This window comes from Escherichia sp. KTE172, assembly GCF_000408845.1.
Taxonomy (GTDB): domain Bacteria; phylum Pseudomonadota; class Gammaproteobacteria; order Enterobacterales; family Enterobacteriaceae; genus Escherichia; species Escherichia coli.
In genome coordinates this window covers 361,304-376,727 of record NZ_KE137316.1, presented here as the reverse complement: position 1 = coordinate 376,727, position 15,424 = coordinate 361,304, and the positions used below count along the sequence as shown (strand labels likewise).

General features: G+C 51.3%; 16 protein-coding genes. 13 read left to right on the top strand and 3 right to left on the bottom strand.

Annotation, left to right across the window (positions count from 1 at the left end):
* Nucleotides 1-8 precede the first annotated feature (8 nt).
* From dosP to G434_RS21825, 7 genes are all read left to right on the top strand, one after another.
* Nucleotides 9-2,408, top strand: a complete 2,400-nt coding sequence (dosP, locus tag G434_RS21795; RefSeq protein WP_001513298.1) for an oxygen-sensing cyclic-di-GMP phosphodiesterase DosP — start codon at nt 9-11, stop codon at nt 2,406-2,408.
* A 257-nt stretch (nt 2,409-2,665) separates the two neighbouring features.
* Nucleotides 2,666-3,247 carry a D-alanyl-D-alanine dipeptidase gene (gene ddpX, locus G434_RS21800; protein WP_001285826.1) on the top strand — a complete coding sequence of 194 codons (582 nt, stop codon included), beginning with the start codon at nt 2,666-2,668 and terminating at the stop codon, nt 3,245-3,247.
* A gap of 13 nt (nt 3,248-3,260) precedes the next feature.
* Nucleotides 3,261-4,811 (top strand): ABC transporter substrate-binding protein, encoded by a 1,551-nt coding sequence (locus tag G434_RS21805; protein ID WP_000830536.1) that lies wholly within the window; start codon nt 3,261-3,263, stop codon nt 4,809-4,811.
* Nucleotide 4,812: 1 nt separating this feature from the next.
* Nucleotides 4,813-5,835 carry an ABC transporter permease gene (locus G434_RS21810; protein WP_000145091.1) on the top strand — a complete coding sequence of 341 codons (1,023 nt, stop codon included), beginning with the start codon at nt 4,813-4,815 and terminating at the stop codon, nt 5,833-5,835.
* Nucleotides 5,832-6,728, top strand: coding sequence for a D,D-dipeptide ABC transporter permease (gene ddpC, locus G434_RS21815; RefSeq protein ID WP_000979593.1), 897 nt, complete (start codon nt 5,832-5,834; stop codon nt 6,726-6,728). Before G434_RS21810 ends, ddpC begins: the two co-directional genes overlap by 4 nt.
* Nucleotides 6,725-7,711, top strand: a complete 987-nt coding sequence (locus G434_RS21820) for an ABC transporter ATP-binding protein (protein ID WP_000193511.1) — start codon at nt 6,725-6,727, stop codon at nt 7,709-7,711. The genes ddpC and G434_RS21820 overlap by 4 nt, the downstream gene beginning before the upstream one ends.
* A complete protein-coding gene (locus G434_RS21825) occupies nt 7,704-8,630 on the top strand; it encodes an oligopeptide/dipeptide ABC transporter ATP-binding protein (RefSeq protein WP_001285562.1) in 927 nt (308 codons plus the stop codon). Before G434_RS21820 ends, G434_RS21825 begins: the two co-directional genes overlap by 8 nt.
* A 55-nt stretch (nt 8,631-8,685) precedes the next feature.
* Here G434_RS21825 and osmC read toward each other — a convergent pair whose 3' ends face one another.
* Nucleotides 8,686-9,117 (bottom strand): peroxiredoxin OsmC, encoded by a 432-nt coding sequence (gene osmC / locus G434_RS21830; protein WP_000152305.1) that lies wholly within the window; start codon nt 9,115-9,117, stop codon nt 8,686-8,688.
* A gap of 344 nt (nt 9,118-9,461) precedes the next feature.
* Here osmC and bdm point away from each other — a divergent pair, with 344 nt between their 5' ends.
* From bdm to G434_RS21860, 6 genes are all read left to right on the top strand, one after another.
* Entirely contained in the window at nt 9,462-9,677 is a 216-nt protein-coding gene (gene bdm, locus G434_RS21835; RefSeq protein ID WP_000495766.1) for a biofilm-dependent modulation protein, read from the top strand.
* A gap of 101 nt (nt 9,678-9,778) precedes the next feature.
* Entirely contained in the window at nt 9,779-9,916 is a 138-nt protein-coding gene (sra, locus tag G434_RS21840; RefSeq protein ID WP_000841554.1) for a stationary-phase-induced ribosome-associated protein, read from the top strand.
* Between the two features lie 156 nt (nt 9,917-10,072).
* Nucleotides 10,073-11,770, top strand: coding sequence for a malate dehydrogenase (gene maeA / locus G434_RS21845; RefSeq protein ID WP_000433464.1), 1,698 nt, complete (start codon nt 10,073-10,075; stop codon nt 11,768-11,770).
* 133 nt (nt 11,771-11,903) lie between these two features.
* Complete coding sequence (adhP, locus tag G434_RS21850) at nt 11,904-12,914, top strand: alcohol dehydrogenase AdhP (protein ID WP_000642407.1); 1,011 nt, start codon at nt 11,904-11,906, stop codon at nt 12,912-12,914.
* A 185-nt stretch (nt 12,915-13,099) separates the two neighbouring features.
* Nucleotides 13,100-13,378 (top strand): type II toxin-antitoxin system RelE/ParE family toxin, encoded by a 279-nt coding sequence (locus G434_RS21855; protein WP_000605676.1) that lies wholly within the window; start codon nt 13,100-13,102, stop codon nt 13,376-13,378.
* On the top strand, nt 13,378-13,662 hold the full coding sequence (locus tag G434_RS21860) for a HigA family addiction module antitoxin (protein ID WP_000781370.1): 285 nt from the start codon (nt 13,378-13,380) through the stop codon (nt 13,660-13,662). The genes G434_RS21855 and G434_RS21860 overlap by 1 nt, the downstream gene beginning before the upstream one ends.
* 227 nt (nt 13,663-13,889) lie before the next feature.
* On the opposite strand, the gene fdnI is transcribed toward G434_RS21860, so the two are convergent.
* Both fdnI and fdnH read right to left on the bottom strand, forming a co-directional pair.
* Nucleotides 13,890-14,543: a formate dehydrogenase-N subunit gamma gene (gene fdnI / locus G434_RS21865; protein ID WP_000045646.1), complete on the bottom strand. Its 654-nt coding sequence runs from the start codon at nt 14,541-14,543 to the stop codon at nt 13,890-13,892.
* Nucleotides 14,536-15,420 carry a formate dehydrogenase N subunit beta gene (gene fdnH, locus G434_RS21870; protein ID WP_001240565.1) on the bottom strand — a complete coding sequence of 295 codons (885 nt, stop codon included), beginning with the start codon at nt 15,418-15,420 and terminating at the stop codon, nt 14,536-14,538. Before fdnH ends, fdnI begins: the two co-directional genes overlap by 8 nt.
* Nucleotides 15,421-15,424: the final 4 nt, after the last annotated feature.

Sequence of the window (15,424 nt, the reverse complement as noted above, 5' to 3'; positions counted from 1 at the left end):
AGGTAATCATGAAGCTAACCGATGCGGATAATGCCGCCGATGGCATTTTTTTCCCCGCCCTTGAGCAAAATATGATGGGCGCGGTGTTAATTAACGAAAATGATGAAGTGATGTTTTTCAACCCCGCCGCAGAGAAGCTCTGGGGGTACAAACGTGAAGAAGTTATTGGCAATAACATTGATATGCTGATTCCGCGGGATTTGCGTCCCGCGCATCCTGAATACATCCGTCACAACCGTGAAGGCGGTAAAGCGCGCGTCGAGGGGATGAGTCGGGAGCTGCAGCTGGAGAAAAAAGACGGCAGTAAAATCTGGACCCGTTTTGCGCTATCGAAAGTGAGCGCCGAGGGGAAAGTTTATTACCTGGCGCTGGTACGGGATGCCAGCGTAGAAATGGCGCAAAAAGAACAGACCCGACAATTGATTATTGCCGTTGACCATCTCGACCGACCAGTGATTGTCCTCGATCCGGAACGCCATATTGTGCAGTGCAATCGTGCATTTACCGAAATGTTTGGTTACTGCATTAGCGAAGCCAGCGGTATGCAGCCCGATACACTCCTGAACATTCCAGAATTCCCTGCTGATAACCGCATTCGTTTACAACAGTTGCTATGGAAAACCGCCCGCGATCAGGACGAATTTCTGCTGTTGACGCGCACCGGTGAAAAAATCTGGATTAAAGCCTCTATCAGCCCGGTCTATGATGTGCTCGCGCATCTGCAGAACCTGGTAATGACTTTCTCGGATATCACCGAAGAACGGCAAATCCGCCAGCTTGAAGGCAATATTCTCGCCGCCATGTGCAGCAGCCCGCCATTTCATGAAATGGGGGAAATTATTTGTCGTAACATCGAATCTGTACTCAACGAATCGCATGTTTCGCTGTTCGCGCTGCGCAACGGGATGCCGCTACACTGGGCGTCATCTTCGCACGGTGCAGAAGTTCAAAATGCGCAAAGCTGGTCAGCGACCATTCGTCAGCGTGATGGTGCGCCTGCGGGGATCCTGCAAATTAAAACCTCGTCAGGAGCAGAAACCAGCGCCTTTATCGAACGCGTGGCAGATATCAGCCAGCATATGGCCGCGCTGGCGCTGGAACAGGAAAAAAGCCGTCAGCATATTGAACAACTCATCCAATTTGATCCGATGACCGGTCTGCCAAATCGCAATAACCTGCACAATTACCTCGATGACCTGGTCGACAAAGCCGTCTCTCCGGTGGTGTATCTCATCGGTGTTGACCATATTCAGGATGTGATTGATAGCCTTGGCTATGCGTGGGCCGATCAGGCATTGCTGGAAGTGGTCAATCGCTTTCGTGAAAAACTCAAACCGGATCAGTATCTCTGTCGTATCGAAGGTACGCAGTTTGTCCTCGTGAGCCTGGAAAACGACGTCAGTAACATAACCCAAATCGCCGATGAGCTACGGAATGTGGTCAGCAAGCCGATAATGATTGACGATAAACCATTCCCGCTCACCTTGAGCATTGGCATCAGCTACGACGTGGGTAAAAACCGCGATTACCTGCTCTCCACTGCTCACAATGCAATGGATTATATTCGCAAGAATGGCGGTAACGGCTGGCAGTTCTTCAGCCCGGCGATGAACGAAATGGTAAAAGAGCGTTTGGTTTTAGGCGCGGCGCTGAAAGAAGCGATTAGCAATAACCAACTAAAACTGGTTTACCAGCCGCAAATCTTCGCAGAAACGGGTGAGCTCTACGGCATCGAAGCCCTTGCTCGCTGGCACGATCCCCTGCATGGTCATGTGCCCCCTTCACGGTTTATTCCTCTCGCAGAAGAGATCGGTGAAATCGAAAATATTGGACGCTGGGTCATCGCGGAAGCTTGTCGTCAGTTAGCAGAATGGCGTAGCCAGAATATTCATATCCCGGCGTTATCCGTTAACTTGTCGGCGTTGCACTTTCGCAGTAATCAGCTGCCTAATCAGGTGTCTGATGCAATGCAAGCCTGGGGTATTGACGGCCACCAGCTGACGGTGGAAATCACGGAAAGCATGATGATGGAACACGATACCGAAATCTTTAAGCGCATTCAGATCCTGCGCGATATGGGCGTAGGTTTATCTGTCGATGATTTCGGCACGGGTTTTTCTGGTTTATCCCGCTTAGTCAGTCTTCCGGTAACGGAAATCAAAATTGACAAAAGCTTTGTCGATCGTTGTCTGACCGAAAAACGCATCCGAGCCTTACTTGAAGCCATTACCAGCATTGGGCAAAGCCTCAATTTAACCGTCGTGGCAGAAGGCGTCGAAACCAAAGAACAATTTGAGATGCTACGCAAGATTCACTGTCGCGTTATTCAGGGATATTTCTTTTCCCGCCCCCTACCCGCCGAAGAAATTCCTGGCTGGATTAGCAGCGTGTTACCGCTGAAAATCTGACAATTTTCTCCCGCCCGCACTCGCGGGTTTTCATTTAACGTGACACTGTCACTTAAATACTGTGATTTCAGCTACGATTCCGGGAGATTCCTTCCTTAACTTCCCCTCTTGCACCAAAACTGCACTACGCTGCACAAATGTTGATCAAAAGTTAAAAAATATAACTTTAAGCCAGCATTCTGGCGCTTATCCCGGCGTGGCATGAGATCTGCATAAGCGGAAAGCGCAGCAATTTTTGTCTTATACAGGAACCGTTTATGTCAGATACCACCGAACTGGTTGATTTAGCCGTGATCTTCCCTGATCTGGAGATCGAATTGAAATACGCCTGCGCTGATAACATCACAGGTAAAGCTATTTATCAGCAAGCGCGTTGTCTGTTACACAAGGATGCGATTACCGCGCTGGCGAAAAGTATCAGTATCGCCCAGCTGTCAGGCTTACAACTGGTGATTTACGATGCGTATCGCCCACAACAAGCACAGGCGATGTTGTGGCAAGCCTGCCCAGACCCGCAATATGTTGTTGATGTGACGGTCGGTTCTAATCACAGCCGTGGCACGGCGATCGACCTGACGCTTCGTGATGAGCACGGGAACATACTGGATATGGGTGCAGAGTTTGATGAAATGCACGAACGTTCCCATGCTTATCACCCTTCCGTCCCGCCCGCCGCTCAGCGCAATCGGCTGTTGCTGAATGCGATTATGACTGGCGGTGGCTTTGTCGGTATCCCGAGCGAATGGTGGCACTTCGAATTACCCCAGGCAGCGAGTTACCCACTACTCGCTGATCAATTCACCTGTTTTATATCCCCTGGCACACAGCACGCCAGTTAATCAGGAAACTGTCATGAAGAGATCGATTTCGTTTCGTCCTACATTGCTCGCGATCGTCCTTGCCACAACAATGCCGGTTGCGCACGCCGCCGTACCGAAAGATATGCTGGTGATCGGTAAAGCTGCCGACCCACAAACCCTCGACCCAGCGGTGACAATTGATAATAACGACTGGACAGTGACCTACCCGTCTTATCAGCGACTGGTTCAGTACAAAACGGACGGTGATAAAGGCTCAACCGACGTTGAAGGCGATCTGGCGAGTAGCTGGAAAGCGTCTGACGATCAAAAAGAGTGGACATTCACCCTGAAGGATAATGCTAAATTTGCCGATGGCACTCCTGTCACTGCCGAAGCAGTAAAACTCTCTTTTGAGCGGTTACTAAAAATCGGCCAGGGGCCAGCAGAAGCATTTCCCAAAGATTTAAAGATTGATGCTCCCGACGAACATACAGTGAGGTTTACCCTTAGCCAGCCATTCGCACCGTTCCTCTACACGCTGGCGAATGACGGTGCATCCATTATCAATCCGGCGGTCTTAAAGGAGCATGCGGCGGATGATGCCCGTGGTTTCCTCGCGCAAAATACCGCTGGCTCCGGACCGTTTATGCTGAAAAGCTGGCAAAAAGGTCAGCAATTAGTTCTGGTGCCAAATCCGCATTACCCCGGCAATAAACCGAATTTCAAACGGGTATCGGTAAAAATTATCGGTGAAAGTGCTTCCCGTCGCCTGCAGCTCTCCCGTGGCGACATTGACATTGCCGATGCGCTGCCGGTGGATCAACTCAACGCACTGAAGCAGGAAAACAAAGTCAATGTGGCAGAGTATCCGTCACTGCGCGTCACCTATCTGTATCTGAATAACAGCAAAGCGCCACTTAATCAGGCGGATCTGCGTCGGGCCATTTCCTGGTCTACCGATTATCAGGGTATGGTTAACGGCATTCTGAGTGGTAACGGAAAACAAATGCGCGGCCCGATTCCGGAAGGCATGTGGGGATACGATGCGACGGCAATGCAATACAACCATGACGAAACGAAAGCCAAAGCCGAATGGGATAAAGTGACGAGCAAACCCACCAGCCTGACGTTTCTCTATTCTGATAATGATCCGAACTGGGAGCCTATTGCTCTGGCGACACAATCCAGTCTCAACAAGCTGGGCATCAACGTGAAGCTGGAAAAGCTGGCGAACGCCACCATGCGCGACAGAGTGGGAAAAGGTGATTATGACATTGCGATTGGCAACTGGAGTCCGGATTTTGCCGACCCGTATATGTTTATGAATTACTGGTTTGAGTCAGACAAAAAAGGTCTGCCGGGTAACCGCTCGTTCTATGAAAACAGTGAGGTCGATAAGTTACTGCGCAATGCGCTAGCGACCACCGACCAGACGCAGCGTACTCGGGACTACCAGCAGGCACAGAAAATCGTCATTGATGACGCTGCTTATGTGTACCTGTTCCAGAAAAACTACCAACTGGCGATGAACAAAGAGGTGAAAGGTTTTGTGTTCAATCCCATGCTGGAACAGGTCTTCAATATCAATACCATGAGTAAATAACGTGACCTTCTGGAGTATTTTACGCCAACGCTGCTGGGGGCTGGTGCTCGTGGTGGCGGGCGTCTGTGTGATAACGTTTATTATCTCGCACCTGATCCCCGGCGATCCGGCGCGGTTACTGGCGGGTGACCGCGCCAGCGATGCTATCGTGGATAATATTCGCCAGCAACTGGGACTGGACCAGCCACTGTACGTACAGTTTTACCGCTACGTCAGCGACCTGTTTCAGGGTGACCTGGGAACATCCATTCGTACCGGGCGTCCGGTGCTGGAAGAGTTGCGTATATTTTTCCCGGCGACGCTGGAACTGGCTTTTTGTGCCCTGCTGCTGGCACTCCTGATTGGCATCCCGCTGGGCATACTCTCTGCAGTCTGGCGAAATCGCTGGCTGGATCATCTGGTGCGAATAATGGCCATTACCGGAATCTCCACACCTGCGTTCTGGCTTGGGCTGGGCGTCATTGTGCTGTTTTATGGTCATCTGCAAATTCTTCCCGGCGGCGGAAGGCTTGATGACTGGCTGGATCCACCAACGCACGTTACCGGCTTTTATCTGCTCGATGCGCTGCTTGAAGGCAACGGTGAAGTCTTCTTCAATGCGCTGCAACATCTCATCTTACCGGCATTAACGCTGGCGTTCGTTCACCTGGGAATTGTCGCTCGCCAGATCCGCTCAGCTATGCTGGAACAATTGAGTGAAGATTACATTCGTACCGCCCGGGCCAGCGGCTTGCCCGGCTGGTATATCGTTTTATGTTATGCGCTACCCAATGCGTTGATCCCTTCGATTACCGTATTGGGTCTGGCGCTGGGCGATTTGTTGTATGGCGCAGTGCTCACCGAAACCGTTTTTGCCTGGCCCGGAATGGGGGCATGGGTAGTGACATCAATACAGGCGCTCGACTTCCCTGCGGTGATGGGATTTGCCGTCGTGGTTTCGTTTGCTTATGTGCTGGTCAACCTGGTGGTGGATTTGCTCTATTTGTGGATTGATCCGCGTATCGGACGTGGAGGTGGTGAATGATGCTAAGCGAGGAAACGTCAGCCGTGCGCCCACCAAAACAAACGCGATTTAACGGTGCAAAACTGGTATGGATGCTGAAAGGCAGCCCGCTTACCGTGACCGGCGCAGTCATCATTGTATTAATGCTACTGATGATGATTTTTTCACCGTGGCTGGCGACGCATGATCCCAACGCCATTGATTTAACCGCCCGCCTTTTGCCGCCTTCTGCGGCGCACTGGTTTGGCACCGATGAAGTGGGACGCGATCTGTTTAGCCGCGTACTGGTCGGCAGTCAGCAATCAATTCTCGCCGGATTAGTGGTGGTCGCCATTGCAGGTATGATGGGGTCGCTACTCGGGTGTCTATCCGGTGTGCTTGGCGGACGCGCAGACGCGATTATCATGCGCATCATGGACATTATGCTGTCGATTCCTTCGCTGGTGCTGACAATGGCACTGGCAGCCGCTCTCGGGCCGAGTTTGTTTAACGCCATGCTGGCGATTGCTATTGTGCGAATTCCCTTTTATGTGCGCCTGGCGCGGGGGCAAACATTAGTTGTTCGCCAGTATACCTATGTTCAGGCGGCGAAAACCTTTGGTGCGTCGCGTTGGCATCTGATCAACTGGCATATTTTACGTAACTCCCTGCCGCCGCTGATTGTGCAGGCATCGCTGGATATCGGTAGCGCGATTTTAATGGCCGCCACGTTGGGATTTATTGGCCTGGGTGCTCAACAACCAAGTGCTGAATGGGGGGCGATGGTGGCGAATGGTCGCAACTATGTGCTCGATCAATGGTGGTATTGCGCATTTCCGGGGGCAGCGATTTTGCTTACCGCCGTCGGGTTTAATCTCTTTGGTGATGGTATTCGCGATCTGCTTGACCCGAAAGCAGGAGGAAAGCAGTCATGACCCAACCCGTTCTGGACATTCAACAACTGCATTTGAGTTTCCCCGGTTTTAACGGTGATGTTCACGCGCTCAACAATGTGTCATTGAAAATCAACCGCGGTGAAATTGTCGGTCTGGTGGGAGAATCCGGCTCGGGTAAATCAGTCACTGCAATGTTGATTATGCGTCTGTTACCGACGGGCAGTTATTGCGTACATCGGGGACATATTTCACTGCTGGGAGAAGATGCTCTTAACGCTCGGGAAAAACAGCTTCGTCAGTGGCGCGGCGCACGAGTGGCGATGATCTTTCAGGAACCGATGACCGCCCTTAATCCGACACGTCGAATAGGTCTTCAGATGATGGACGTGATCCGCCATCATCAACCAAAAAGTCGTCGGGAAGCCAGAGCTAAAGCGATTGCCCTGCTGGAAGAGATGCAAATCCCGGATGCCGTGGAAGTTATGTCGCGCTATCCGTTTGAGCTTTCAGGTGGTATGCGACAGCGGGTAATGATTGCGCTGGCATTCTCCTGCGAGCCGCAATTGATTATTGCCGACGAACCGACTACGGCGCTGGACGTCACGGTACAGTTGCAGGTACTGCGTCTGCTTAAACATAAAGCCCGCGCCAGTGGAACTGCGGTACTGTTCATCAGCCATGATATGGCCGTGGTGTCGCAACTGTGCGATAGCGTTTACGTGATGTATGCCGGAAGCGTGATTGAGAGCGGCGTGACGGCAGACGTTATCCATCATCCCCGGCATCCGTATACCATTGGTTTGCTGCAATGCGCACCGGAACATGGAATACCGCGCCAGCCATTACCCGCTATTCCGGGGACGGTACCAAACCTCACCCATTTGCCTGACGGCTGCGCTTTTCGCGATCGTTGCTATGCGGCAGGTGCACAGTGTGAAAACGTCCCGGCGCTAACAGCGTATGGTGACAACAACCACCGCTGCGCCTGTTGGTATCCTCAGCAGGAGGTCATTAGTGTCTGACACGTTATTAACGTTACGCGACGTCCATATCAATTTCCCGGCCCGAAAAAACTGGCTTGGTAAAACTACGGAACATGTTCATGCCATCAATGGTATTGATTTACAGATCCGTCGTAGTGAAACCTTAGGGATCGTCGGTGAGTCAGGCTGCGGCAAAAGCACCCTCGCACAGCTTTTAATGGGTATGCTGCAACCGAGCCACGGGCAGTACATCCGTTCAAGATCACAACGCATTATGCAGATGGTGTTTCAGGACCCGCTCTCTTCGCTCAATCCGCGCTTACCGGTGTGGCGCATCATCACAGAACCGCTCTGGATAGCTAAGCGTAGTAGTGAACAACAGCGGCGAGCGTTGGCAGAGGAGCTGGCTGTGCAGGTGGGTATTCGTCCGGAGTATCTCGATCGCTTGCCTCATGCGTTCTCAGGCGGGCAGCGGCAACGTATCGCCATTGCCAGAGCACTCTCTTCGCAGCCTGACGTGATTGTGCTTGATGAACCAACCTCGGCGCTGGATATCTCCGTGCAGGCGCAGATCCTCAATTTACTGGTAACGCTACAGGAAAATCGCGGGCTGACTTATGTGCTGATTTCACACAATGTCTCGGTGATACGTCATATGAGCGATCGGGTGGCGGTGATGTATCTCGGACAGATTGTGGAACTAGGAGACGCGCAACAGGTGCTGACAGCTCCGGCACATCCATACACCCGATTATTGCTGGATTCCCTCCCCGCCATTGATAAACCGCTGGAGGAAGAATGGGCATTACGTAAAACGGATCTACCAGGAAACCGCACGTTGCCACAAGGCTGTTTTTTCCGCGAACGCTGCCCTCTGGCAACCCACGGATGTGAAGTCCGGCAATCATTAACAATAAGGGAGGACGGACGTGAGATCCGGTGCTGGCGGGCGCTGTAGAGACGCTAACAACGCATCAGGCAATCACGCGCCTGACGCGTCATCCGGCAACGCTTTACGATTTCAACTGGTAATCAAGCGTAATTTCAGCTTTCAGTACCTGAGAAACCGGGCATCCTGCTTTTGCTTTCTGGATAATGCCGTCAAAAGTAGAGGCATCAATACCCGGCACCGCAACTTCGCTCTTCAGTGCGATTTTAGTAATCGCAAAACCTGCATCCACTTTATCCAGCGACACATCGGCGGTGGTATCAATCGATGTTGGCGTGAATCCCGCTTCCCCCAGCATTAATGAAAGCGCCATTGAGAAACATGCGGCATGCGCTGCGCCAATCAGTTCTTCAGGGTTGGTTCCTTTTTCGCCTTCAAAACGCGTGTTAAATCCATACGGCTGTTGGTTCAGCACGCCGCTCTCGGTGGATACAGTTCCCTTCCCGCGTTTGATATCGCCTTCCCAGTGTGCCTGACCTTTCTTATGGATTGTCATTGTTGCTCTCCTGTGGGCTTAAAAAGGAAATTATAGACTACGTGAGAAACCGCACGAGGATAAGCAGGATATTCCGAATAAAATCCGGCGAAAACATTATCTCTGTACTTAAATTAAATTCCCACAATAGATAACGGGGAATATATAATCCAAAAGATATTGTATCAATATTAATCGGATCGCCCCAATTACAATCCCTATGAATATCATGGTGTTATAATATAAAAATTATCAACCAGGACTAATCTTAACAACGAAGCGGCAAATATTTGCCATGCTGAATGTGCTTTATATATCTGCGATCCGTAGCAGACACCAAAAATACACAGACACGGAGAATCGCTATGTTTACTTATTATCAGGCAGAAAATTCAACAGCAGAACCCGCTCTGGTTAATGCCATTGAGCAAGGCCTTCGGGCAGAGCACGGTGTTGTCACTGAAGATGACATTCTCATGGAGCTGACCAAATGGGTGGAAGCTTCTGATAACGACATCCTCAGTGATATCTACCAGCAAACGATCAATTATGTGGTCAGTGGCCAGCACCCTACGCTTTAAGGTGCTATGCTTGATCGGCAACCTAATTTAGGGGTTTAGCACGTGTTTCTTCGCTACGGCGATGTTGTCCTTAAAACTAGCAACAGGATTGAGGAGTTAAAATGAAATCGAACCGTCAGGCACGTCATATTCTTGGACTGGACCATAAAATTTCTAACCAGCGCAAAATAGTTACCGAAGGTGACAAATCCAGCGTGGTAAATAACCCAACCGGCAGAAAACGCCCCGCTGAAAAGTAATTCATAACCATCAGTCCTCAATGACGATTAAACACCATTGCCTGCGCAATGGTGTTTTTGTTTTTATCTGCTTTATACTTGGGGCCGACGCCCTGGCGGTAAAGCAAAGACGATAAAAGCGTGCCAGGGATGGATATTCAAAAAAGAGTGAGTGACATGGAACCAAAAACAAAAAAACAGCGTTCGCTTTATATTCCTTACGCTGGCCCTGTACTGCTGGAATTTCCGTTGTTGAATAAAGGCAGCGCCTTCAGCATGGAAGAACGCCGTAACTTCAACCTGCTGGGGTTACTGCCGGAAGTGGTCGAAACCATCGAAGAACAAGCGGAACGAGCATGGATCCAGTATCAGGGATTCAAAACCGAAATCGACAAACACATCTACCTGCGTAACATCCAGGACACTAACGAAACCCTCTTCTACCGTCTGGTAAACAATCATCTTGATGAGATGATGCCTGTTATTTATACCCCAACCGTCGGCGCAGCCTGTGAGCGTTTTTCTGAGATCTACCGCCGTTCACGCGGCGTGTTTATCTCTTACCAGAACCGCCACAATATGGACGATATTCTGCAAAACGTGCCGAACCATAATATTAAAGTGATTGTGGTGACTGACGGCGAACGTATTCTGGGGCTTGGTGACCAGGGCATCGGCGGGATGGGCATTCCGATCGGTAAACTGTCGCTCTATACCGCTTGTGGCGGCATCAGCCCGGCGTATACCCTTCCGGTGGTGCTGGATGTCGGAACGAACAACCAACAGCTGCTTAACGATCCGCTGTATATGGGCTGGCGTAATCCGCGTATCACTGACGACGAATACTATGAATTCGTTGATGAATTTATCCAGGCTGTGAAACAACGCTGGCCGGACGTGCTGTTGCAGTTTGAAGACTTCGCACAAAAAAATGCGATGCCGTTACTTAACCGCTATCGCAATGAAATTTGTTCTTTTAACGATGACATTCAGGGCACCGCGGCGGTAACGGTCGGCACACTGATCGCAGCCAGCCGCGCGGCGGGTGGTCAACTGAGCGAGAAAAAAATCGTCTTCCTTGGCGCAGGTTCAGCGGGATGCGGCATTGCCGAAATGATCATCGCCCAGACCCAGCGCGAAGGATTAAGCGAGGAAGCGGCGCGGCAGAAAGTCTTTATGGTCGATCGCTTTGGCCTGCTGACCGACAAGATGCCGAACCTGCTGCCTTTCCAGACCAAACTGGTGCAGAAACGCGAAAACCTCAGTGACTGGGATACCGACAGCGATGTGCTGTCACTGCTGGATGTGGTGCGTAATGTAAAACCAGATATTCTGATTGGCGTCTCAGGACAGACCGGGCTGTTTACGGAAGAGATCATCCGTGAGATGCATAAACACTGTCCGCGTCCGATCGTGATGCCGCTGTCTAACCCGACTTCACGCGTGGAAGCCACACCGCAGGACATTATCGCCTGGACTGAAGGTAACGCGCTGGTCGCCACTGGCAGTCCGTTTAACCCAGTGGTATGGAAAGATAAAATCTACCCTATCGCCCAGTGTAACAACGCCTTTATTTTCCCGGGCATCGGGCTGGGCGTTATTGCTTCCGGCGCGTCACGTATCACCGATGAGATGCTGATGTCGGCAAGTGAAACGCTTGCTCAGTATTCGCCGCTGGTCCTGAACGGCGAAGGTCTGGTACTACCGGAACTGAAAGATATTCAGAAAGTCTCCCGCGCAATTGCCTTTGCGGTTGGCAAAATGGCGCAGCAGCAAGGCGTGGCGGTGAAAACCTCCGCCGAAGCTCTGCAACAGGCCATTGATGATAATTTCTGGCAGGCCGAATACCGCGACTACCGCCGTACCTCCATCTAAGCCTGCGCCCGGTAGTGAAGGCTACCGGGCAATTTCCCTCTCCCTTTTTCAGATCTCATCCATACTGGGTAGTGGCGAATAAATCTCATTTGCCTCACCTGCTATGCAGAACATCATCCGAAAAGGAGGAACTATGAAGGCTGCAGTTGTTACGAAGGATCATCATGTTGACGTTACGGATAAAACACTGCGCTCACTGAAACATGGCGAAGCCCTGCTGAAAATGGAGTGTTGTGGTGTATGTCACACCGATCTTCATGTTAAGAATGGCGATTTTGGTGACAAAACCGGCGTAATTCTGGGCCATGAAGGCATCGGTGTGGTGGCAGAAGTTGGCCCAGGTGTCACCTCATTAAAACCAGGCGATCGTGCCAGCGTGGCGTGGTTTTACGAAGGATGCGGTCATTGCGAATACTGTAACAGTGGTAACGAAACGCTCTGCCGTTCAGTTAAAAATGCCGGATACAGCGTTGATGGCGGGATGGCGGAAGAGTGCATCGTGGTCGCCGATTACGCGGTAAAAGTGCCAGATGGTCTGGACTCGGCGGCGGCCAGCAGCATTACCTGTGCGGGGGTCACCACCTACAAAGCCGTTAAGCTGTCAAAAATTCGTCCAGGGCAGTGGATTGCTATCTACGGTCTTGGCGGTCTGGGTAACCTCGCCCTGCAATACGCGAAGAATGTCTTTAACGCCAAAGTGATCGCCATTGATGTCAATGATGAGCAGTTGAAACTGGCAACCGAAATGGGTGCAGATTTAGCGATTAACTCACGCACCGAAGACGCCGCCAAAATTGTGCAGGAGAAAACCGGTGGTGCACACGCTGCGGTGGTGACAGCGGTAGCTAAAGCTGCGTTTAACTCTGCGGTCGATGCCGTTCGTGCAGGCGGGCGTGTTGTGGCAGTCGGTCTGCCGCCGGAGTCTATGAGCCTGGATATCCCACGGCTGGTGCTGGATGGTATTGAAGTGGTCGGTTCGCTGGTCGGCACGCGCCAGGATCTCACCGAAGCCTTCCAGTTTGCCGCCGAAGGCAAAGTGGTGCCGAAAGTCGCCCTGCGTCCGTTAGCGGACATCAACACCATCTTTACTGAGATGGAAGAAGGCAAAATCCGTGGCCGTATGGTGATTGATTTCCGCCGCTAAGAAGCCTTTGCTGCGACTGCCATGTTCGGGTCGCAGCCTGTTTTGCGAGACGCTTTCCGCAATTTCACTCTTCTTCTTTTCCTCCCCCATCTTTCCCCTCACAATTCGCGAAAACGTAGCGAAATTTGTTGCGCTGCACGGAACAATAGTGATAGTGTTCCTTTCGAGGGAACAAGGATGAAGAGATGATAATGAATTTCAGACACAAGGGATTGCGTGACTTGTTTCTTCTCGGCAAAACCTCCGGCGTTATACCGACGCAAGTCAAACGATTACGCCATCGACTTGCTGTGATTGATGCGGCAAGCTGTCTTGCTGATATCGATATGCCCGGTTACCGACTACACCCGTTAAGCGGCGATCGCGATGGAATTTGGGCGATATCTGTCTCGGGCAACTGGCGAATCACATTTGAATTCGTCAATGGCGATGCATACATACTGGATTACGAGGACTATCACTGATGAAAATGGCCAATCATCCCCGCCCGGGGGACATTATTCAGGAATCACTGGACGAACTTAATGTCAGCCTGCGCGAGTTTGCCAGAGCAATGGAAATTGCGCCCTCAACGGCAAGCCGATTGCTGACCGGAAAAGCAGCTTTGACGCCAGAAATGGCAATTAAACTTTCCGTGGTGATCGGCAGTTCGCCGCAAATGTGGCTGAATCTGCAAAACGCCTGGAGTCTGGCAGAGGCTGAAAAAACGGTGGATGTGTCGCGATTACGCCGTCTGGTTACGCAATAAAAAAATGGCACTTTATAAAGCGCCATTTAGAACTGATGACAAACGCAACATTGCCTGATGCGCTACGCTTATCAGGCCTACAAGTTCACTGCAATCTATTGGATTTGAAGGGTTTGTAGGCCGGATAAGGCGTCACGCCGCATCCGGCATGAACAAAGCCTACGTTGTCTACAATATGAAAATGACGCCTTTTACAGCGCCATTTTCAGCTTAAAGTTCAAAAGAGATTATATCCCTTCTTCACTCTCTTTTTTCGCTTCTGCCTTCTCGATTTCACGATACCAGCGTGGATGGTGTTTCTTCGCCCAGCGACGGCTCACCTTTCCTTCGATCATCCCTTTAATCGATCCTTTCACCCAGAATGCCATATACATATGGATCAGGATGGCGTGGATCAGGATGATACCCGCAGCCGCGTGGATCAGCAGGCTATAACGGACAACCTGTATCGGGAAGTACTGCGCAAAGTACGGACGCCAGATAATCACCCCGGTCACCAGCAGCACGAAAATCATGCTCATGATCGACCAGAACATCATCTTTTGCCCGGCGTTGTACTTACCGACATCCGCCACTTTGTGCTCATTGCCTTTTAATACTTCGACAATGTTCAACAGCCACGGAATATCTTTCTTATCCGGGATGTTGTGATGCACAAAACGCACAAACATAAACATCAGCGCGACGAAAATCGCAATGCCGAAGAACGGGTGCAAAATGCGTCCCATCTGCGGCGTACCGAAGGTTTGCGTCAGCCATTGCAGCGTCGGGAAGAAGAACGAAATCCCGGACAGCGCCACCAGGAAGAAGCAAATCACCACGGTCCAGTGACAGGCGCGATCAATAAATTTGGTGCGCACAATCATTTTCGACTTACTCATGATGATCCTCCTCGTCATCGTCCACTTCCTTATTCGGGCCAATACCGATGTAGTGGAAAATCAACCCGGCAAAAGTGGCAATAAAGCCAGCCGCTGCCAGCGGTTTCAGCGCGCCTTTCCACAGGCTTACCGAGGTGTCGATCTTCGGATCTTTCGGCAGACCGTGATACAGCTCCGGCTGATCGGCGTGATGCAGCACGTACATAACGTGCGTACCACCGACCCCTTCCGGGTTGTAGACGCCAGCATGTTCGTAACCACGCGCTTTCAGTTTCGCCACGCGCTGTTCCGCCAGCTCCAGCATCTCCTTCTTGGTGCCGAAGTGGATAGCCCCGGTCGGACAGGTTTTCACACAAGCCGGTTCCTGGCCGACGCTGACGCGATCGACGCAGAGCGTGCATTTATATACCCGGTTATCCTCTTTGTTGAGGCGCGGAATATTAAACGGACACCCGGCAATGCAGTAACCACAGCCGATGCAGTTTTCCGACTGGAAATCGACAATCCCGTTAGCGTACTGAATGATTGCACCAGCAGACGGGCACGCCTTCAGGCAGCCCGGATCTTCACAGTGCATACAGCCGTCTTTACGGATCAGCCACTCCAGCTTGCCGTTCTGTTCGGTTTCGCTAAAGCGCATCACCGTCCAGGACTTGGCGCTCAGATCGGCGGGGTTATCGTAAACCCCGATGCAGTGCCCCACTTCATCACGGATGTCGTTCCACTCCGAACACGCCACCTGACAGGCTTTACAACCGATACAGGTGGAAACGTCGATAAGTTTCGCGACTTCTGCTTTGTAATCACGCACCTGAGAAGGCGGCGTGATGGAGTTAGTTGCGGACCTTTTGATAATGTCCTGCGTTTCCATAGCCATCTGT

Coding starts and splice junctions, on each gene's coding strand:
- dosP (WP_001513298.1), top strand. CDS start 9: ATGAAGCTAACCGATGCGGATAATGCCGCCGATGGCATTTTTTTCCCC.
- ddpX (WP_001285826.1), top strand. CDS start 2,666: ATGTCAGATACCACCGAACTGGTTGATTTAGCCGTGATCTTCCCTGAT.
- G434_RS21805 (WP_000830536.1), top strand. CDS start 3,261: ATGAAGAGATCGATTTCGTTTCGTCCTACATTGCTCGCGATCGTCCTT.
- ddpC (WP_000979593.1), top strand. CDS start 5,832: ATGATGCTAAGCGAGGAAACGTCAGCCGTGCGCCCACCAAAACAAACG.
- G434_RS21820 (WP_000193511.1), top strand. CDS start 6,725: ATGACCCAACCCGTTCTGGACATTCAACAACTGCATTTGAGTTTCCCC.
- osmC (WP_000152305.1), bottom strand. CDS start 9,117: ATGACAATCCATAAGAAAGGTCAGGCACACTGGGAAGGCGATATCAAA.
- bdm (WP_000495766.1), top strand. CDS start 9,462: ATGTTTACTTATTATCAGGCAGAAAATTCAACAGCAGAACCCGCTCTG.
- sra (WP_000841554.1), top strand. CDS start 9,779: ATGAAATCGAACCGTCAGGCACGTCATATTCTTGGACTGGACCATAAA.
- maeA (WP_000433464.1), top strand. CDS start 10,073: ATGGAACCAAAAACAAAAAAACAGCGTTCGCTTTATATTCCTTACGCT.
- adhP (WP_000642407.1), top strand. CDS start 11,904: ATGAAGGCTGCAGTTGTTACGAAGGATCATCATGTTGACGTTACGGAT.
- G434_RS21855 (WP_000605676.1), top strand. CDS start 13,100: ATGATAATGAATTTCAGACACAAGGGATTGCGTGACTTGTTTCTTCTC.
- G434_RS21860 (WP_000781370.1), top strand. CDS start 13,378: ATGAAAATGGCCAATCATCCCCGCCCGGGGGACATTATTCAGGAATCA.
- fdnI (WP_000045646.1), bottom strand. CDS start 14,543: ATGAGTAAGTCGAAAATGATTGTGCGCACCAAATTTATTGATCGCGCC.
- fdnH (WP_001240565.1), bottom strand. CDS start 15,420: ATGGCTATGGAAACGCAGGACATTATCAAAAGGTCCGCAACTAACTCC.